A 19,940-nucleotide genomic window follows, 5' to 3' on the forward strand; every position below is an offset into this window, starting at 1 on the left:
GTTCCCGTCCGCGCCCTTGCCGTACCCGCCCGCTCCGTGACCGCCGTCCCGTGACCGGCGTCCCGCGTCACCGTGGCGGCCCGGACCTACGTCCGCGGGGCCGGGCCCGCGTCCGCAGCACCGGAAGCACCGTCCGCAGCACTGTCCTCGTCCGACCCGCATGGAGCCTCAAGGAGCCGATCAGATGGCCAATTTCGCCAAGTCCAGCGTCCCGCAGTTCTCCGTCGAGGTGTACCAGAACGCCTACCTGCCCGAGGGCGGCCGTGACGTCAACGCGATCGTCACGGTCACCTCCACGGGAGGCGGGACGACCGGTGGTGTGCCGCTGGCCCACGGGGACCGGGGTTCCGCGCACGGCCCGGGGCGGGCGCCCGACGCGGCGGTGGTGCTCATGGTCGACTGCTCGGGCTCGATGGACCATCCGCCGACGAAGATGCACCACGCGCGGGACGCGACGGCGGCGGCCGTCGACACCCTCCGGGACGGCACCCGGTTCGCCGTCGTCGCCGGAACACACGTGGCCAAGGACGTGTACCCGGGCGGCGGGCGCGTGGCGACGGCCGGTCCGCAGACCAAGGCGCAGGCGAAGGAGGCAATCCGGCGGCTGGGCGCGGGCGGCGGCACCGCGATCGGGACCTGGCTGCGGCTGGCCGACCGGCTGCTCGGGGCGGCCGAGGTGGAGATCCGGCACGGCATCCTCCTCACCGACGGGCGCAACGAGCACGAGTCGCCGGAGGATCTGCGGGCCGCCCTGGACGCGTGTGCGGGCCGGTTCACCTGTGACGCGCGGGGCGTCGGCACCGACTGGGAGGTGAAAGAGGTCACAGCGATCGCCTCCGCCCTGCTCGGCACCGCGGACATCGTCGCCGATCCCGCCGGGCTCGCCGCCGACTTCACACGGATGATGGAGGACGCGATGGGCAAGGAGGTCGCGGACGTCGCGCTGCGGCTCTGGACGCCCGTCGGCGCCGAGATCGTGTTCGTCAAGCAGGTGGCGCCCGCGGTCGCCGAACTGACCGGCCGCCGCACCGCATCGGGGCCGCGATCCGGCGACTACCCGACCGGGTCCTGGGGTGACGAGTCCCGTGACTACCACGTGTGCGTCCGGGTCCCGGAAGCCGGGATCGGCCAGGAGATGCTGGCGGCCCGGGTCTCGCTGGTCCTGCCGGCCGGGCCGGACGGCGGCCCCGCGCAGACCCTCTCGCAGGGCCTCGTCCGCGCGGTGTGGACGGACGACATGGCGGCGTCGACCTCGATCAACCCGCAGGTGGCGCACTACACGGGACAGGCGGAGCTCGCCGACGCCATCCAGCAGGGACTGGATGCGCGCAAATCGGGAGACTTCGACGGCGCGACGGCGAAACTGGGCCGTGCGGTGCAGCTCGCCTCGGCCTCGGGGAACGCGGATACCGCGAAACTGCTTTCGAAGGTGGTGGACGTCGTCGATGCGGCGACCGGTACTGTGCGACTGAAAGCGAGGGTCGCGGAGGCGGACGAGATGACACTCGAAACGCGCTCGACCAAGACGGTTCGCGTCAAGAAGTAGCGGCACGGACCGGCATCACAGACAGCCGTACGGAGGGCCTCCCGGGCCCACCGGACGGTGCACCGACGAGCATGGCGGCCTCCGGGCCGGACGAGGAGAGGGGGAAGCGCCGACATGCCGACCTGCCCGAACGGACACCAGTCGGGTTCCGAGGACTGGTGCGAGGTCTGCGGACACCGCATGGCCGGGACGGGCGCGCCCGCCGGCGCGGTCCCGCCGCCCCCTCCCCCGCCGCCCGCACCCGGTTACGGCTACCCGCCGCCGCAGGGCGGGGGCCCGACCGCACAGGCCGAGCTCTGCCCGCAGTGCCGCACCCCGCGTGAGGCGATGGCGCCGTACTGCGAGGAGTGCCGCTGGAACTACCTCACGAACACGGCGACGTCGTACACCCCGCTGGCCCCGCAGGGCGGGACCGGTGCACCGCCCGGACTGAATCTCCCGCCGGGCTTCCAGGCGCAGCAGGGTCCGCCGCGGCAGCCGCGGGACCCGTTCGAGTACCAGGGCTCCCGGCCCTCCCAGGTGAACCGGTCCGCCGAGCCCCTCGCACCGGAGCAGGGCGGCCGGCCGGACACGCCGCCGCCCCGGCCGTCCTTCCTCGACGGGCCCCCGCCCCCGCCTGCCTTCCAGCAGCAGTCACCGTCCCCGTTCGAGCCGCAGGGCCGCCCGGACCAGCCGGGCCGGCAGGGCCCGCAGGGGTCGGGGCAGGAAGGCCCCGGCGCGCAGGGTCCGCAGGGCTCCGGCCACGACGGCCCCGGTCAGGGCGGTGCCGGCCGGTCCGGTCCGCCGTCGCCGTTCGAGCCTCAGCGGCAGGGGCCGCCGTCCCCGCCGTCGTTCCAGCAGCAGTCCGCGCCGCCCGCGCCGCCGCGGCCGCAGGCACCGGGGACCGGCGGGGACGACGACTGGATGCTGCCGCCGCCGTCGCAGCAGCAGCAGCCGCCGGCCGCCTTCCAGCAGGGCCCGCAGTCGCCCCCGGCACCGCAGTCCTCGCAGCAGCAGTTCCCCGGCCGGGGGCAGGACCGGGGCGGGCGGGACCAGGGCCCGGGCAGCTGGAGCGCGGTGATCGCGCCGGACCGTGACTACTTCCTGGCGATGATGCAGCGCAGCGGGCCGGAGGCGAACGGGCTCAATCTGCCCGCGTACTCCCCGGAACAGCGCGTCGCGCTCACCGGCAGCCAGATGACCATCGGCCGCCGCCGGCAGAGCACCGGCGAGTCCCCGGACATCGATCTCGCGGTTCCGCCGGAGGACCCGGGGGTCTCGCACCAGCACGCGGTGCTGGTGCAGCAGCCGGGCGGCGGCTGGGCCGTCGTCGACCAGAACTCCACCAACGGCACCACGCTCAACGGCGCCGAGGACCCGATCAAGCCCTACATCCCCGTCCCGCTCCAGGACGGCGACCAGGTGCACGTCGGGGCCTGGACGACGATCACGGTCCGCCGGGACTGACCGTGATGGGGCCGAAGGGCCCTCCGGTCGGACCGGGGTCCTAGGACCCCGGTCCTCGGCCGGTGCGTCTGCGACGATGGACGGGTGACTGAGATTCCGCGCGACACGCTTCAGGAGCAGACCTTCTACGAGCAGGTCGGCGGCGAGGAGACGTTCCGGCGCCTGGTGCACCGCTTCTACCAGGGCGTCGCGGACGACCCGCTGCTGCGGCCGATGTATCCGGAGGCGGATCTCGGCCCGGCCGAGGAGCGGTTCACGCTGTTCCTGATGCAGTACTGGGGCGGCCCGCGCACCTACAGCGACCAGCGGGGGCATCCCCGGCTGCGGATGCGGCACGTCCCGTTCCGGGTGGACCGGGCGGCGCACGACGCCTGGCTCGGCCACATGCGGGTGGCGCTCGACGAGCTCGGTCTCTCCCCCGCGCACGAGCGGCAGTTGTGGGACTACCTCACCTACGCCGCCGCGTCGATGGTGAACACCGCGGGCTGATCCGCGTGCGGATTCCGGTGATCCGCATTCGTACAACGGTCACGATCCCGTCAAGGTGGGCCCGGGGCCGGTTTCCAGGAGCCCGTGCACTCTGAAAGCATCTGGTAACGCCGGGGGGCGTGCGAGATGCGGGACTGCTGAGGTTCGGGGGATCGGGTGACGGGGTTCGTCCTTCTGCGGGTGCGCGCGCACCGGCTCCTGCTCGCCGCCGCTCTCCTGGCCGTCCTGCTGACCACGTGCGTCCTGGCCGCACTGACCGCGTTCTCCGGTTCGATGGGCGACGCCGCGCTGCGGCACACCCTCACCCACGGCTCCGCCGGGCAGGCCGCCCTGTCCGTCTCCGCCGACGTGGACCGGGAGCAGCGCGAGGAGGCCGACGCCGCGGTCCGCCGGGCGGCCCGCGCCACCTTCGACGGGCTGCCGGTGACCGTGCGGAAGCTGGAGAGTTCGGGGCCGTACGCGCTGCCGCGCGATGAGCGGGCGCCCGCCGCGCGGGGCGGCCAGCCCGACCTGACGCACCTCGCCGCGCTCGACCGCAGCCGGGTCCGTCTGGTCGGGGGCCGCATGCCGGACGCCGGGGCCGGGGACGCGGACGCTCCCGTGCAGGTGGCCCTGCCGCGCACCGCAGCGGAGGCGCTGGAGCTGGCGCCGGGCTCGCGCATCACCCTCACCGACCGGCTGACGGAGACACCGCTCCGGGTCGAGATCACCGGCTTCTACGAGGCGGCCGACCTGGACGACCCGTACTGGGGGCTGGACCCGCTGGGCGGGCGCGGTGCCCGCACGGTCGTCTTCACCACGTACGGCCCGCTGCTGGCCGATCCGGCGGTCATCGGTTCGGACCGGGTCGGCGCCGGCCCGGTGTCCTGGCTGGCCGCCGCGGACTTCCGCACGGTCACGACGGACCGGACCGACGCGCTGCGCCGGGCCGCCGAGGAGGGCCCGAAGGCGCTGTCCGCTTCGGCGGTCCTGGGCGACGGGGCCACGGTGCGGACCGGGCTGCCGGCCGTCGTCGACCGGATCGAGCGGGCCCTGCTGGTGTCCCGCTCGACGGTGATGATCGTCGCCGTCCAGCTGGTGCTGCTCGCCGGGTACGCCCTGCTGCTGGTGGCCCGGCTGCTGAGCGGCGAGCGGGCCGGGGAGAGCGAACTGCTGCGGGCCCGGGGCGGGTCCAGGGGCCGGACGGCCGGGCTGGCCGGGATCGAGGCCCTGCTGCTCGCGGTGCCCGCCGCCGTCGTCGCGCCGCTGCTCGCCGGCCCGCTGACCCGGCTCCTGGCGGCCAGGAGCGAGCTGGGCCGGATCGGGGTGCGGCTGGAGGACGGGGTGGACGGCGGCGTCCGGCTGGTGGCCGGAGCGGTCGCGCTGGCGTGTGCGCTCGCCGTGGTCGCCCCCGCGCTGGCGGCGGGCGCGGGCGGGCGCCGCGGGAGCCGGGCGGCTGCGCTGCCCGCGCCGGTGCGGGCGGGCGCCGACCTCGGGCTGCTGCTGATCGCCGGGGTGGCGTACTGGCAGCTGGACCGGCGGACCGGGGCGTCGGGCGGCGGTGTGCTGAGCGGGGACCGGGCGGGCGGTCTGGGGATCGATCCGCTGCTGGTGGCGGCCCCGGCGCTGGCGCTGCTCGCGGGCACCGTGCTGACCCTGCGGCTGCTCCCGCCGGCCGCCCGGCTCGCGGAGCGGTGGGCGGCGGGCGGCCGGGGGCTGTCCGCGGCCCTGGCGGGCTGGCAGTTCAGCCGCCGGCCGCTGCGGGGCGCGGGCCCGGTGCTGCTGCTGGTGCTGTCGGTCGCGATGGGCATGCTGGCCATCGGCCAGAACGCGTCCTGGGAGCGTTCGCAGAGCGACCGGGCGGACTTCGCGTCGGGCGCCTCGGTGCGCGTGGTGGGGGTGCAGTCCGGTGACCCGGCGAAGGCACCGGCGTACGCGGACCTGCCGGGCGTGCGGGAGGCGGCACCGGCGTTCCGGACGACGGCCGATCTGTCCGGCGGCCGGACGGCCGAGGTGCTGGTCCTGGACACCGCGCACGCGGACGAGCGGATGCTGATGCGGGGGGACCTGTCCGGCACGCCGCCGCAGGGTCTGTTCGACGCGATCGCCCCGCCGCGCACGCCGCGGGCCGGGGTCGTCCTGCCCGAGGGCGGCGAGCGGGTGCTGTTCGACCTGCGGGTCCGTGACACCTCGGCACCCGGCGGGGTGTCCCCGAGCGGTGCGACGGCCCGGGTCGGTGTGCTGCTGGAGGACCGTTACGGCACCGGGTACCGGGTCGGGGCGGGCAGCGTCCCGGTCGACGGCCGCGCGCACGGCCTGTCCGTCCCCGTGGCGGCGGCGGGCGGCCTGGCGGTGACCGGTTTCGAGCTGGACTCCGAGGTGCCCGAGGGCCGTTCCGAGACGCGTCTGGTCTCCCTGACCGGGCTCCGGTCGCGCACCGCGGGCGGGGACGAGCGGCCGGCCGGCGCCGCGGAGGGGGTGCGCTGGCAGGCACGGGCGACCGTGGCGGCGGCCGGGGAGGAGCAGGCCGCGGAGCCGCCCGGGACGGTGACGGGCTCCGGCGCCTCGCCGGCCTTCCGGTACGCGACCGGCCGCACCTCCGCGGACGGCGGCTACGACGACCCGGTCAGCACCCTCCGGGTCACCGCGGTCCGCCCCGCGGCCCCCGCGCTCGAAGCGGTGGCCACCGACGCGTATCTGACGTACGCGGGCGCGCGGCCCGGCGATCAGGTCGACCTCACGCTGGCGGGCAACACCGTCCGGGTCACCCTGGCGAAGACCGTGCGGGAGCTGCCGACCACCGGCCCCGGCGCGGACTCCGGGGCTCCCGGGGACGCTCCGCGGGACGCCTCCGCGAAGCCGGGCGGCAGTCTGCTGCTGGACCTCCGGGCGGTGTCGGAGGTGCTGGCCCACCGGGCGGGAGCCACCCTGGCGCCCACCGAGTGGTGGCTGAGCACGGCACCCGGCGGCGCCGCGGAGGTGGCGGCGCAGCTGCGTGCGCTGCCCGGCACGGATCCCGCGCAGGTGCGGGTGCGGGACGAGAGGGCGCGGGAGCTGGCGGACGATTCGCTGGGGGCCGGGCCGCAGGCCGCGCTGCCGGCCGTCGCCGTGGTGGCCGCGGCCCTGGCGGCGGTCGGGTTCGCCGTGGGCCTCGTCGGCTCCCAGCGCGAACGGGCCGCCGAGTTCGCGGTGTTGCGGGCCCTGGGCGCCCCGCGTCGGCGGCTGGCCCGGATGACGGCCGCCGAACAGGGCGTACTGATCGCCCTGGCCCTGCTGATCGGCCTCGCCCTCGGCACGGTGCTCACCCGGGCCGTCGTGCCGCTCGTCGTGCTGACCGGGCAGGCCACCAGGCCGGTGCCGGACGTGCTGGTGCTGCTGCCGGCCGGCCAGGTCGCCGCGCTGCTCGGCGCCGTCGCCGTACTGCCGCTGCTGACCGTCGCGGTGCTCACGGCGCGCCGCACCGATCCCGCGGTGTCGCTGCGCCACCAGGGGGACAACTGACGTGAACGCCACCACGATCCCGGCCGCCTGCGCCCCCTGGGTGCGGACGCGGCTGCGTACCGCCCCGGGCATCTCCGCCGCGCTGGCGGTGCTGGTGTTCCTGACCGCCTTCCTCGCCGCCGCGTTCCCGCGCTCCGTGGACGCGTACGAGACGCGGGCGCTGCGCCACGACGTCACGACCGCGCCGCCGGGGCAGAGCGTGCTGGAGGTGACGACGCTCCCGCCCCCGCTCGGCCGGCCCGCCGCGATCCGCGAGGCCGCGATGCGGGAGGAGACGCTGGCGTGGGCCCACCGGACGCTGGCCGGGAAGCTGCCCGCCCCCGTGCGCGCGGACCTGCCCGCCTCCTCGTACGGGGTGCAGACCACGAAGCCGCTGGCCGCGGACGAACCGTGGCTGCCCCGCCCCGACGGGCTGCCGCCCCGGCTCACGTACGCGGCCCCGTCGGCACTGGCCGACCACAGCACCCTGCGGTCCGGGCGTCTGCCCGTGGCGCGGGCCGCGGTGACGCAGGACACCGCGGAGATCGAGGCGGCCGTCACCGAGGAGACGGCGCACGAGCTGGGGATGCGGCCGGGTTCCACCGTCGCGGTGCCCACCCGGGACGGCCGGTCGCTGACGGTGCGCGTCACCGGGGTCGTCGCACCGTCGGCGCCGGAGAGCGGCTACTGGGCGGTGGACCCGCTGCTGCGCGCCCCCTCGCTGATCAGGGACCCCGGATCGGCGGCGCCCGTCTTCTACTGGCGGGCCACGCTGCTCCTGGCTGAGGACACCGGCCCGGCCCTGCTGGCCACCACCGGTGAGCCGGAGCTGTTCTGGCGGCTCGCCCCGGACGGCTCGGGGCTGACCGCGGCCGACGTGCCCGCGCTGGAGAGCGGCGTCGCGTCCCTGGAGAACGGTCCCGGGCTGCTGGGGCTGCGCGAGATCGCCGGACCGAACACCACGCTCACCACCGACCTCGACGCGGTCCTCGGCTCCTACTCCTCCGTGCGGGCGGCGATCGGGCCGGTCGTCACCGTCGCGGCCGTGGGCATCGGCGCGGTGGCCGCCGTCGTCCTGCTGATGACGGGCGGCCTGATCGGCTCCCGCCGCCACCACGAGCTCACCCTGCTGCGGTCCCGCGGCGGCTCCCTGCGCGGGATCGGCGGGCGGCTGCTGGCCGAGACGGCGGTGGCCGTGGTTCCGGCGGCGGCGCTGGGCCTGGCCGCGGCGGTCCTGCTCGTCGGCGAGGCGCGGTTGCGGCCGGCCCTGGTGGGCGCCGCTGCGGTCGCGGTCCTGGTCTGCACAGTGCTGCCGCTGCGCACGGCGCTGCGCCACCGCAGGCCGGTGCTGCACGGGGCCCGCGACGACGTGGTCGGCTCCCGGCCGACCCGGCGCCGCACGGTGGCCGAACTGACCCTGCTCGTGCTGGCGGTCGGCGCCGTCGCGGCCCTGCGCCGCCGCGGTACGACGACGGGCGGGGACGCCGATCTGCTGGTCAGCGCCGCGCCCGTGCTGGTGGGGCTGATCGCCGCGCTCGTGCTGGTGCGGCTGTACCCGCTGCCGCTGCGGCTGGCGGCGCGTCCCGTGGCGCGGCTGCGCGGGGCGGTGGGCTTCCTGTCGCTGGCCCGTGCGGGCCGTGCCGCGTCGAGCGGGACGCTGCCCCTGCTCGCGCTGCTGATCGCGCTGAGCACGGCCGCGTTCGGCGGCTCGGTGCTCGCGGGCGTCGCGGACGCGCGGGACGAGGCGGCGCTGCGGGCGGTCGGTGCGGACGCCAGGATCAGCGGGGAGAGCGGGCTGTCCCCGGTGCCGGACGGCTTCCTCCGCCGGGTGCGGGAGACGGCCGGGGTGCAGGACGTCGCCCCGGTGCGCATCGAGTACGGCGTCCCGTCGACGGCATCCGCCGGCGCGGCGCAGGGCGCGGAGCGCACCACCCTGCTGGGTGTCGAGCCGGAGTCGTACGCACGGCTGGCCCGCGCCACCGAGCTGCCCGCCCTCCCCGTGTCCGCGCTGCGGAGCGGTCCGGGACGGGACGGGGCGCTTCCCGCGATCGTCTCGCCCGCGCTCGCGGAACGGCTCGGCGACCGGCCGCACACCGTCCGGTCGGAGGCGGGCGACGTCACGGTGCGGGTCGCCGGGGTCGTGCCGCGCACCCCGGCGGTGGACGACGCGGAGTTCCTGATCGTCGACGCGGAGGCGCTGCCCGAACCGGGCCCCACCACGCTGCTGGTCACCGGCTCCGCGGTCGACGGACAGCGCTTGCGGGCGGCGGCGCGGGACGCGGGTCCGGAGTACGTGGTGCGGGTGCGGTCCGAGGAGCGCGCGCGGCTGGTGGACACCCCGATGCAGTCGGGCGCCGAACGCATCTACGGGGCGGCGGTCGTGGCGGGTGCGGGCTACGCGCTGATCGCCGTGCTCCTCTCCCTGCTGCAGACAGCTCCGGAACGCACCGCGCTGCTGGCCCGGCTGCGCACCATGGGGCTCACCACCCGGCAGGGCCGGCGCCTCCTCGCGTACGAGGCGATGCCGCAGGCGCTGCTGGCGGCGGGCGGCGGGCTCCTCGTCGGCTGGGCGGCCATCGTCCTGCTGGCACCGGGCATCGATCTGGGGGCGCTGGCGCTGGCGGGCGGCGACCCCTCGGCGCGGCACACGGCCGCGCTGCGCGCGGATCCCGCGTCGCTGGTCCTTCCGGCGGCCGGCGTGGTCGTGCTCGCCGGCGCGGTCGCCGGCGTCCAGGCGTGGTGGGCGAGCCGCCGTGGCTCGGTCAAGGAACTCAGGGCAGGAGACACCCGGTGACCTCATCGACGGAGACCACCCTGGCGGAGCTGGAGCGACGGGCCGCGGCCCGTCGCGACCGGCCCTCGTACGGGCACGACGCCCTGATCGCGTGCGACCGCCTGGTCCGCGTCTTCTCCACGGACGGTGTGGAGGTGCAGGCGCTCCAGGGGCTCGACCTCCTGGTCACCGAGGGCGAGTTGATGGCGCTGGTGGGCGCCTCGGGCAGCGGCAAGTCGACGCTGATGAACATCCTGGCGGGTCTGGACGTCCCCACGGCCGGGTCGGCGAAGGTGGCGGGGTGCGACCTGCTGGCGATGGGGCCGAAGGAGCGGCTGCGCTACCGCCGGGACGTGGTGGGCTTCGTCTGGCAGCAGACCTCCCGCAATCTGCTGTCGTATCTGACCGCGGTCCAGAACGTCACGCTCCCGATGCAGCTGCGCGGCGGTGGCCGCTCCCGCGAACGGGCCGCGCGCGCCGAGGCGTTGCTGGCGATGCTGGACGTCGCGGACTGCCGCGACCGGCGCCCCGCCCAGATGTCCGGCGGCCAGCAGCAGCGGGTGGCGATCGCGGTGGCGCTCGCCAACAGCCCCTCGGTGCTGCTCGCCGACGAACCGACCGGTGAGCTGGACTCCGCGACCGGCGAGCAGGTGTTCGCCGCGTTCCGCCGGGCCAACGAGGAGCTCGGGACGACGATCGTGATCGTCACCCACGACCAGGCGGTGGCGAGCGAGGTGCGGCGCACGGTGGCGATCCGCGACGGCCGGACGTCCTCCGAGGTGCTGCGGCGCACCGAGGTCGACGCGGCGACGGGGCAGGAGTCCCAGGTGGCGCGGGAGTACGCGATGCTCGACCGGGCGGGCAGGCTCCAGCTGCCGGCCGACCACGTCGCGGCGCTGGGCATGGAGCACCGGGTGGTGCTGGAGCTGGAGCAGGACCACATCGGGGTGTGGCCGGACGCGGCGCAGGAGTAGCTCCGGCCGGCGGCAGGATCCGGGGCGGCGGACCGCCGGACCGTCTCGGGGGACGCGGGACCGGCTCGGGTCGGCGGGACCGCCGCGCCGGGGACGGGGCTTCGTGGCGCGGAAGGACGGACTCCGCGGCGCCGGGGGGCGGGGCTCCGCAGCGCTTCCGCGGCGCCGGGGGGCGGGGCCTCCCGGCGGCGAGGGTGCCTCGCGATGCACCACCGGACGGGCCCGCACGGGGGACCGGTCCTCAGGCGGTCCCGACCGTGACGGCGAGTGTGCCGAGGCCGCCGCCCGCGCCCCGCAGGGCGATCGAGCCGAACGGCGTGCGCAGCCGGAGCCAGGCACCGGCCGTGAGGAGCGCGACCGGGAAGTCGGGCGCGGGCCGCAGGAATCCGAGGGACTGGGCGGCGTGCACCGCGCGGAGCGGGAGGTCGGTGTCCCCGACCGTCCGGGACCAGATGTCGTGGCCGATCAGGTCGCGCTCCGCCCGGGTGCGCCGGTCCTCGGGCAGCGCGGCGTCGCGGGACCGGAACTCGGCCACGGCGGCGGCGAGCCGGGTGCGCAGGTCGACGGCTCCCGGCAGGCCAGGGCGTTCCCGCCAGCCGCCGCGGGGCGGGAGCATCCCCGCCCACGGCGGGCCGGTGACGGGGGACGGCAGCGCGCTCCCGCGGGCGCCCTCGCCGGTCCCGTCGGTGTCCAGCGTTTCGAGGAGCTCACCGGCCGAGACCGTCACGTCGAACGTGTGGTCCGCGCCCTGGTCCGCGGACAGCCGGGCCGTGCGGATCGCGAGGACCTCGAACGACGGCGGCCGGCCGAAGACGGCCAGCGCGCCGCCGCCCGCCTGGAGGCGGACGGCGGCGGCCCGGTCGTAATGCAGCAGCCGGCGGAGGAAGGCGGCGAGGTCGGCCGCCTCCCGCACGTCGGCGAACCGGGGTGACCGTACGGGCACTGTCATGCGGCGGCGGGCTCCTGGTCGAGGTACTCCTGCAGGAAGAGCTTCTCCTCGGCCGTGATCCGCCGGGGCCGCCCCTCGGCCAGGTCGTAGGGCACGACGACCGTCGAGGCCCGTACGTAGACCTGCTCGGGGTCCTTCACCTCGTAGGTGATGGTGAGCGACGCGGCGGTCAGCTTCGTGACCCAGGACTCGATGGTCACCGGAGCGTGCCGGTGGACCAGCGGGCGCACGTAGTCGATCTCGTGCCGGGCCACGACGGAGCCGCCCGAGAAGGACGGCGAACCGTCCCCCGGCGCCAGCCGGAACATGAAGTCGATGCGCGCTTCCTCCAGGTAGCGGAGGAAGACCACGTTGTTCACGTGGCCGAAGGCATCCATGTCCGACCAGCGCAGGGGGCAGCTGTAGATGTGACGCGCCAAGTCGATCAGCCTCGCGTGAGCTTCTTGTAGGTGGCACGGTGCGGACGGGCCGCGTCCGCACCGAGGCGCTCGACCTTGTTCTTCTCGTACGACTCGAAGTTGCCCTCGAACCAGTACCACCTGGAGTCGCCCTCGTACGCCAGGATGTGCGTGGCGACCCGGTCGAGGAACCAGCGGTCGTGGGAGATGACCACAGCCGCTCCGGGGAACTCCAGCAGGGCGTTCTCCAGCGAGGACAGGGTCTCGACGTCGAGGTCGTTGGTGGGCTCGTCGAGGAGCAGCAGGTTGCCGCCCTCCTTGAGCGTGAGCGCGAGGTTCAGGCGGTTGCGCTCACCACCGGAGAGGACACCGGCCGGCTTCTGCTGGTCCGGGCCCTTGAAGCCGAACGCGGAGACGTACGCCCGCGAGGGCATCTCGACCTGGCCGACGTTGATGTAGTCCAGCTCGTCCGACACGACGGCCCAGAGGGTCTTCTTGGGGTCGATGTTGGCGCGGGACTGGTCGACGTAGGAGATCTTGACCGTGTCGCCGACCTTGATGGAGCCGGAGTCGGGGGTCTCCAGGCCCTGGATCATCTTGAACAGCGTGGTCTTGCCCGCGCCGTTCGGGCCGATGACGCCGACGATGCCGTTGCGCGGCAGCGTGAACGACAGGTCGTCGATGAGGACCTTGTCGCCGAAGGCCTTCGAGAGGTTCTCGACCTCGACGACGATGGAACCGAGCCGCGGGCCCGGCGGGATCTGGATCTCCTCGAAGTCCAGCTTCCGCATCTTGTCCGCCTCGGCCGCCATCTCCTCGTAACGGGCGAGACGTGCCTTGGACTTGGTCTGCCGGCCCTTGGCGTTGGAGCGGACCCACTCCAGCTCCTCCTTGAGCCGCTTGGCGCGCTTCTCGTCCTTGCGGCCCTCGACCTTGAGGCGGGTGGCCTTCTTGTCGAGGTAGGTGGAGTAGTTGCCCTCGTAGGGCAGGGCGCGGCCGCGGTCGAGCTCGAGGATCCACTCGGCGACGTTGTTCAGGAAGTACCGGTCGTGCGTGACGGCGACGACGGCGCCCGCGTACTTCGAGAGGTGCTGCTCCAGCCAGTTCACCGACTCGGCGTCGAGGTGGTTGGTGGGCTCGTCGAGGAGGAGCAGGTCCGGGGCCTCGATGAGCAGCTTGCAGAGCGCCACACGGCGCTTCTCGCCGCCGGAGAGGTTGTTGACGGGCCAGTCGCCGGGCGGGCAGCCCAGGGCGTCCATGGCCTGCTCCAGCTGGGCGTCCAGGTCCCACGCGTTGGCGTGGTCCAGGTCCTCCTGGAGCTTGCCCATCTCGTCCATGAGCGCGTCGGAGTAGTCGGTCGCCATGAGCTCGGCGACCTCGTTGAAGCGCTTGAGCTTGCCCATGGTCTCGGCGGCGCCGTCCTGGACGTTCTCCAGCACGGTCTTGTTCTCGTCGAGCTCCGGCTCCTGCATGAGGATGCCGACGCTGAAGCCGGGCGAGATGAAGGCGTCGCCGTTGGACGGCTGCTCCAGGCCCGCCATGATCTTCAGCACCGTGGACTTACCGGCGCCGTTGGGTCCCACGACACCGATCTTCGCGCCGGGCAGGAAGTTCAGATTGACGTCATCGAGAATCACCTTGTCGCCGTGCGCTTTGCGCGTCTTGCGCATGGTGTAGATGTACTCAGCCAAGAGAAACCGTCCGGCAGCAATAGAGGTGTGGGCAGATACACCCATCTTGCCTGACGTCCGCACCCGGATGGAAACCCGTCCGGTCCGCGGTACGGCCCTCTGCGGCCCGGCGGACCGGCCGGAGGGGGCCGCGGAAGCACGAAGGGCCTGGTACGGAGGTCCGTACCAGGCCCTTCACCGGCGCGATACCGCTGCGCCCGTGATCAGTCACTCACCGCTGCTCTGGGGCTTCTTGCGGCGGAGCAGGAACACCGCGCCGCCGCCGAGGACGACGAGGGCGATGGCGACACCCGCGATGACGGGGGTGGCGCTGGAACCGCCGGTCGCGGCGAGGTCACCCTCGGTGCCCGGGGCGCTCGCGGCGGGCACGGGCGAGGGCTCGGAACCGGTCTGGGTGGTGGTGTCGTCGCCCGGGGCGGGAGTGCCGGCCGTCTCGCAGTCCAGGACGCCCTTGAAGTTCTTGCTGAAGCCGCCGGGGCCGGTGATCGTGAAGTCGTAGGCCTCGTCCTCGCCGACCGGGACGGTCACCGTGCGGGTCTCGCCGGCCGGGACGGTGTGCTCGGCGCCGGCGAGCTCGAAGGTGAACGCCTCGTCACCCGTGTTGCTCGCGGTGATGTCGACGCCGCCCTTGGCGCAGTTCTTCTGTGCGGTGACCGCCGGGACGGCACCCTTCTCGGCCCAGGTGGCGGACGCCGCCGCGGAGACGGTCGACTCGCTGGAGCCGGCGAGGATCATCGTCTGGCTCTTGATCAGCCCGGCGAAGACCCGACCCACGGGCACCGAGGTGGTGGCCTGGACGGTCAGCGAGGCGGAGCCGTCGGAGGCGTCCTCGGGGACCGAGAAGTAGAGGTCGGAGCCGTCGGCGGCCTCGGTGACGGGCTTGCCGTCCTTGTCGGTGATCTGGACGCCGCTGGCGGCGGCGTCGGCGGGCGGTACCACCGAGACCTGGCCGGCGTCGGTGTGGACGGCGATCGGACCCAGCTTCTCACCGGCCTTGCCGGAGACCGCGGCCGGAGAGAGGCCCACGGACGCCTTGGGCTCCGCGACGTCCTGCGCGTTCTTCTCCAGCCAGTCGGCGAGCTTCTCGGCGTTGTCGTCCTGGGCCGTCACGTCGGCCTTGTCCGAGAAGCGCCAGATGGCGACCTGGGTGCCGGCGGCGGCGGTCTTCTCGTCGAGCGGGCCGGTACCGGCCGCCTTGGCGAGCGCCGCGAAGTCGTTGACCTGCGGGTAGGAGTGCTGAAGGATCCAGCGCACCTTGCCGGCGTCCTGGTTGGCGCCGAGCGAGGACTGGTCCCAGGGGGTCTCCAGGTACTTCGCGCCGTCCTTGGTGGGCGTGTGGAAGTCGATGCAGTACGTCTGGATCGTGCCGCCGCCGTCGACCTTCATCTCGAACAGGCCGGCGGGCAGCTCCTGGGGCTTCTTGCCGTCACCGGTGTGGAGCTGCGCGGTGCCGAAGGTCTTCAGACCCTCCAGCACGGCGACGGCCCCGCCCTGGTGCTGCTCCGACTCGTCCGCCGCCGCCGACGTCGCACCGGCGAGCGATCCCGCGGCGACCAGTCCGCCGGCCAGCATCGCGACGGCCGCCCTGACGAGACCGCGGCCGCGGCCCCGGCTCCCTGAGGAGCCCCCCGCCGATGAAGAAGTGGACGCTGAAGACACAGAAAACACAGAATTCCCCTCCGGGCGAGGCCTTCACGCGTGATGTGCGTGTGGGAGGTGCCTCGCCAGCAAACTCAAGTGCCGCATGAGTACGGGGGAATCGTAAGGAGCCGAGCCGACGTGTATCCCCCGTGATGCCGTCGCACAAGCATTCTGACTCGCAATCGTTATAGGCCTGTTCGGCGCGCCCCCTCCCCTTCAGGACACCGACGGCACTTCTGTGGCCGGTTTCTGACGACGCGTGGGTGCGGTCAGCGCGGGGTCGCCCTTGAGCACGCGCCGGAACGCGGCCGTCCCCCTGGTCAGATCGTGGCCCACCGCCACGGCGTCGACGTCCACGGAGGTTCTCCACACCCCGTCCCGCTCCTCCTCCCGGACCTTCAGACGGCCGTGGACGACGAGCGGCTCTCCGACCGACACCGAGCCGGAGAGGTTCGCCGCGAGGGTCCGCCGGGCCCACACGGTGTAGAACGCGGTGCCGCCGTCCGTCCACACCTGCTGCTCCCGGTCCCACCGCCGGGGTGTCACCGCCAGCCGGAACCGCGCCGTCGGTCCGGTCGCCGTCTCCCGGAAGTCCACCGCGGTCGCGGCGTTCCCCACCAGGGTCACCATCGTCTCGTTCATGTCCCGTCCCCCGATTCCCCTTCGACACGTCCTCCGCCGCCGCCCGCCGGCCCGTCACGGACCGAGGTGCGGCGGCGTGCGGCCCGGTCTGTCCGTCCGGGCCGCCCGGAACCATGCTGGACGGAAAGACGGAATCCCGTCGGGGCCTGTGGATCAGACGCCGGTTGTGGACAACTCCGTCACCGCCGCGTACCGCTCGCGGACCTCGCGGTAGCGCGCCAGTTCCGCCGAGACGGGATCGAGGACCCGGGCCCTGCCGCAGCCGGCCGCCGCCTCCCGGAGCCGCCGTTCCGCCTCCTGCCCGTAGCGGCGGGCCGGTCCCCGCGCCGCGGCCGCGCACGACCACTCCACGAGGGGCCCGCCGACCACTCCCGCCAGCATGAGCAGCGCCGGGGTGAGCAGTCCGGGTTCGAGCACCCCCACGATCTGGCCGAGCAGCCACAGGCCGCCGAAGATCTGGAGCAGGGTCATCGAGGCCTGCGCGAGGACCGCCGCGGGCCACCACGCCGGACGCGGCGGCCGGGTGCCGCGGCCCGCCCGGGCCCCGGCGACGGGTGCGGACCTCGCGTCCGGCACGGCGGTGGCGCCCCGCCCCGCCGCCGTGCCGGGTCCGCCCGGCGCGGCGGGCGTGGAGGCGGTGTCCCCGCTGCTCCCGCGGCCCCGGCCGCCGGCCTCCGCCTGCGCGTTCCGCGCGAGCTCGTCCAGTGCCTCGGGCAGCCCCTCCGCGCCGTTCACCGCCGCCTCGCGCACCGCCTGGGCCCACGGCGCGGGCAGCCCGTCGACGGCGTCGTCCGCCAGCTTCCGTACGGCCTGCTCCACCCGCTGGCGGGCGGTCACCTCCTCCTCCGGCGGTGCGAGCACCTGCGCCATCAGGTCGAGGCCGCCGAGCTGCCGGCTGGACTCGTACCAGCGCCACAGCCGCAGCCAGGGGGTCCCGCAGGCCCGCCCGGCGTTCCTGCGCCACTCCCGCTCCGCCGCCTGCCCGGCCGCGGCCGCGCCGACGGCTTCCGAGAGCCGCTCGGTGAACGCGTCGCGGGCCCGCTCGCCGAGTCCGGTGCGCCCGTCGGCGACGTACACCGGCCGGAGCCGTGCGGCGGCGGCGTCCACGTCGGCGGAGAGCCTGCGCGCCGCCGCGCTGCGGTCCTGGACGAACCTGCCGAGCAGTTCGCGCAGGTCGCCCACGCCGGACCCGGTGAGGGCCGACAGCGACATGACCGTGGCGCCGGGCTCGCCGTGCTCCCCCACCGCCATGCCGTCCTCGTCGAGCAGCCGGCGCAGGTCGTCGAGGACCAGGTCGGCGGCCTCGGCGGACAGCCGGTCGATCTGGTTGAGCACCACGAAGGTGATCTCGGCGTGCCCGGCGAGCGGCCGCAGATAGCGTTCGTGCAGGGCGGCGTCGGCGTACTTCTCCGGGTCGACGACCCAGATCACGGCGTCGACGAGGGCCAGCACCCGGTCCACCTGGTCCCGGTGGCCGGTGGCCGCGGAGTCGTGGTCGGGCAGGTCCACCAGGACGAGCCCCTGAAGCGCCTCGTCGGCGGCCGTGCCGTTCTGGACCGGCCTGCGCCGCAGCCGCCCCGGGATGGCCAGCCGGTCGAGCAGTCCCGCCGCCCCGTCGGTCCAACTGCAGGCGATGGGCGCGGAGGTGGTCGGCCGCCGCAGTCCGGTGTCGGAGATCTGGACGCCCGCGAGGGCGTTGAAGAGGGTGGACTTCCCGCTGCCGGTGGCTCCCGCGACGGCGACCACGGTGTGCCGGGAGGAGAGCCGCCGGCGGGCCGACGCCTCGTCGAGCACGCGCCCCGCCTCGGCCAGGGTGTCCGCGTCGAGGCGGGCGCGGGAGAGGCCCACCAGTTCGCGCAGCGCGTCCAGCCGCGGCCGGAGGGCGCCGCCGGGCGTCGTGTAGGCCTCGGCCTCGGGGGCCTCGTCGTCCTGCGGTGACCGCCCGGTGTCCAGGCGCTCCTTCGCGACCTCGGCGGCGCGGCGGGCGATGAGCCCGTCGTCCCAGCGCCGTGTGCCGTCCGCCGGGGCCTCGGCCGACGGCCCACGTCCGGGTTCCTCGCCGGGCCCCTGTCCTCGGTCCCGGCCGTGGTCAGTGACGGCAGTCATCGCTGCCACCTCTCCTTCTGCAGTAGGGACAGCGCGGCGATGAGCTCGGCCTGCGGCTCGGGGGCGATCTCCAGGGCGTCCAGCGGGGCCAGCCGCCGGTCGCGCTCTCCGTGCACGACCTGGTCCAGGCAGCCGGTGAGCAGCGTCGCGCCCTTGTCGCGGAGGCGCAGCGCCCCCTGGGCGCCGATCCGTTCGGCGAGCTGCTCCCCCGCGTTCTTGGCGCGGCGTCCGCCGAGGAGGGCCGCCGCCAGGAGCGCCGCCACTGTCTCGGCGTCGGGCGCGGCGTTGCGTTCGAGCAGCCGGGTCTCCTCCTCGGCGAGCTCCTCCAGCACCCGCCGCCAGCGTCGTACGGCCATGCCGATCCGGCCCTGGATGTCCTCGGCCGGCCCCCATCCACCTGCTTCGCGGCCGGCGTCCTCGAAGCGGAAGATCCCGGCCGCGGGCTCGCGCTGCCAGGTCGCGCGGATCTGCTCGTCGGAGGCGGCCACGGCGCACTGCAACAGGGCGACCAGGCTCTCCACGAGGGCGTCCAGCACCTCTCCCGCCGTGCTGTACAGCGGATATCCGCGCCATCGGGTCCGTGCGTCGCCGGCCAGCACCGAACCGTTCCGGAGCCGCCGCCGTACGCGCGCCAGCTCCTTCCCGTACGTCTCCTCCACCACGCCGGTGAGCCGCACGGCCGCGGCGTACTGCGCGGCCACCGCCCCGGCCAGCTCGGGCATCCGCACGTTGAGCGAGTCGACGACCCCGGACGCGGTGCGCCCCACGGCCTGCTGACGGGCCGCCGGGTCCTGTGCCCGGTGGGTGAGCCAGGCCCGCAGGGGCGCGACGGCGGTGGTGGGGAGCAGTCCGCTGCCCCCGCCCGCGGACTCGGGCAGTTCGGGGATGGTGAAGCGGGGCACGTCGCCGAGCCCGGCCCGGGTGAGCAGGGCGGCGTACTGCCGGGACACCTCGGCGATCACCTGGTGCGGCACCCGGTCCAGGACGGTGACGAGGGAGGCGTCGTACTCCTTGGCGGTGCGCAGCAGGTGCCACGGCACGGCGTCGGCGTACCGGGACGCGGTGGTCACCATGACCCACACGTCGGCGGCGCAGATGAGCTCGGCCGCCAGCACCCGGTTGCCGACGACGAGCGAGTCGATGTCGGGGGCGTCGAGGAGTGCGAGGCCGCGGGGCAGGGTGGCGGCGGTCTCGACCCGCAGCACGGTGTCGTCGCGCTCGCCCTCGGTCCCGAGGTGGTCGAGGCCGTCCGGGTCCGGGGTCTGCCCCGGAGGGAGCCACACCCGGGTCAGCTGGGGCAGCACCCGCACCCCGGCGAACCAGTGGTGGTCGTCCGGGTGGCAGACGAGCACCGGGGTCCGCGTGGTGGGGCGCAGCACCCCGGCCTCACTGACCCGGCACCCCACCAGCGAGTTGACCAGGGTGGACTTGCCCGCGCCGGTGGATCCCCCGATGACCGCGAGGAGCGGAGCCTCGGGATCCTTGAGCCGGGGGACGAGGTAGTCGTCGAGCTGGGCGAGCAGTTCGGTCCGCGTCTGCCGGGCACGTGGCGCACCCGGCAGCGGGAGTGGGAGACGCACGGCAGCGACACGGTCGCGCAGGGCGGAAAGTGCGTCGATGAGCTGAGGCCGTACATCCATGGTCACCACATGCGAAGAATGCCCAATTTTGAAGCCTTTTTGAAGCGTATAGGGCCCTCTGCGCGGCGAATCCATCCCAGGGGACAGAGGGGACGAGTGGGGCGCAGGCATAACGAGTGCACAACACCCGGCGCGCGAGACGCCAAAAGCCGTGCACGAGTCGCACCTACCTGCGATTATCGGTTC

Annotated in this window: 13 protein-coding genes; 6 read left to right on the forward strand and 7 right to left on the reverse strand. The window is 74.8% G+C overall.

Annotated elements, in window-relative coordinates:
• Window positions 1-184 precede the first annotated feature (184 nt).
• From ABZ172_RS11855 to ABZ172_RS11880, 6 genes are all read left to right on the forward strand, one after another.
• A complete protein-coding gene (locus tag ABZ172_RS11855) occupies window positions 185-1,546 on the forward strand; it encodes a VWA domain-containing protein (protein WP_356882842.1) in 1,362 nt (453 codons plus the stop codon).
• Between the two features lie 114 nt (window positions 1,547-1,660).
• Window positions 1,661-2,992, forward strand: coding sequence for an FHA domain-containing protein (locus ABZ172_RS11860; RefSeq protein ID WP_356882844.1), 1,332 nt, complete (start codon window positions 1,661-1,663; stop codon window positions 2,990-2,992).
• A gap of 84 nt (window positions 2,993-3,076) precedes the next feature.
• Window positions 3,077-3,481 (forward strand): globin, encoded by a 405-nt coding sequence (locus ABZ172_RS11865; protein ID WP_356882846.1) that lies wholly within the window; start codon window positions 3,077-3,079, stop codon window positions 3,479-3,481.
• Window positions 3,482-3,637: 156 nt separating this feature from the next.
• A complete protein-coding gene (locus ABZ172_RS11870; RefSeq protein ID WP_356882848.1) occupies window positions 3,638-6,961 on the forward strand; it encodes an FtsX-like permease family protein in 3,324 nt (1,107 codons plus the stop codon).
• Between the two features lies 1 nt (window position 6,962).
• On the forward strand, window positions 6,963-9,734 hold the full coding sequence (locus ABZ172_RS11875) for an ABC transporter permease (protein ID WP_356882850.1): 2,772 nt from the start codon (window positions 6,963-6,965) through the stop codon (window positions 9,732-9,734).
• Window positions 9,731-10,687: an ABC transporter ATP-binding protein gene (locus ABZ172_RS11880; RefSeq protein WP_356882852.1), complete on the forward strand. Its 957-nt coding sequence runs from the start codon at window positions 9,731-9,733 to the stop codon at window positions 10,685-10,687. Before ABZ172_RS11875 ends, ABZ172_RS11880 begins: the two co-directional genes overlap by 4 nt.
• Before the next feature lie 241 nt (window positions 10,688-10,928).
• Here the strand turns inward: ABZ172_RS11880 and ABZ172_RS11885 are convergent, their stop codons facing one another.
• The 7 genes from ABZ172_RS11885 to ABZ172_RS11915 all read right to left on the reverse strand — a co-directional run bounded on the left by ABZ172_RS11885 (window position 10,929) and on the right by ABZ172_RS11915 (window position 19,754).
• Complete coding sequence (locus ABZ172_RS11885) at window positions 10,929-11,636, reverse strand: hypothetical protein (RefSeq protein WP_356882854.1); 708 nt, start codon at window positions 11,634-11,636, stop codon at window positions 10,929-10,931.
• Entirely contained in the window at window positions 11,633-12,055 is a 423-nt protein-coding gene (locus ABZ172_RS11890; RefSeq protein WP_356882856.1) for a thioesterase family protein, read from the reverse strand. Before ABZ172_RS11890 ends, ABZ172_RS11885 begins: the two co-directional genes overlap by 4 nt.
• Before the next feature lie 5 nt (window positions 12,056-12,060).
• On the reverse strand, window positions 12,061-13,725 hold the full coding sequence (ettA, locus tag ABZ172_RS11895) for an energy-dependent translational throttle protein EttA (RefSeq protein WP_356882858.1): 1,665 nt from the start codon (window positions 13,723-13,725) through the stop codon (window positions 12,061-12,063).
• Window positions 13,726-13,932: 207 nt separating this feature from the next.
• A complete protein-coding gene (locus tag ABZ172_RS11900; RefSeq protein ID WP_356882860.1) occupies window positions 13,933-15,393 on the reverse strand; it encodes a Cys-Gln thioester bond-forming surface protein in 1,461 nt (486 codons plus the stop codon).
• A gap of 189 nt (window positions 15,394-15,582) precedes the next feature.
• Window positions 15,583-16,008, reverse strand: coding sequence for a single-stranded DNA-binding protein (locus ABZ172_RS11905; protein WP_356882862.1), 426 nt, complete (start codon window positions 16,006-16,008; stop codon window positions 15,583-15,585).
• 153 nt (window positions 16,009-16,161) lie between these two features.
• Window positions 16,162-18,114 (reverse strand): GTPase, encoded by a 1,953-nt coding sequence (locus ABZ172_RS11910; protein WP_356882864.1) that lies wholly within the window; start codon window positions 18,112-18,114, stop codon window positions 16,162-16,164.
• Complete coding sequence (locus ABZ172_RS11915; protein WP_356882867.1) at window positions 18,111-19,754, reverse strand: dynamin family protein; 1,644 nt, start codon at window positions 19,752-19,754, stop codon at window positions 18,111-18,113. The genes ABZ172_RS11910 and ABZ172_RS11915 overlap by 4 nt, the downstream gene beginning before the upstream one ends.
• Window positions 19,755-19,940 lie beyond the last annotated feature (186 nt).

Source organism: Streptomyces sp. NPDC006296, assembly GCF_040613235.1.
Taxonomy (GTDB): Bacteria; Actinomycetota; Actinomycetes; order Streptomycetales; family Streptomycetaceae; genus Streptomyces.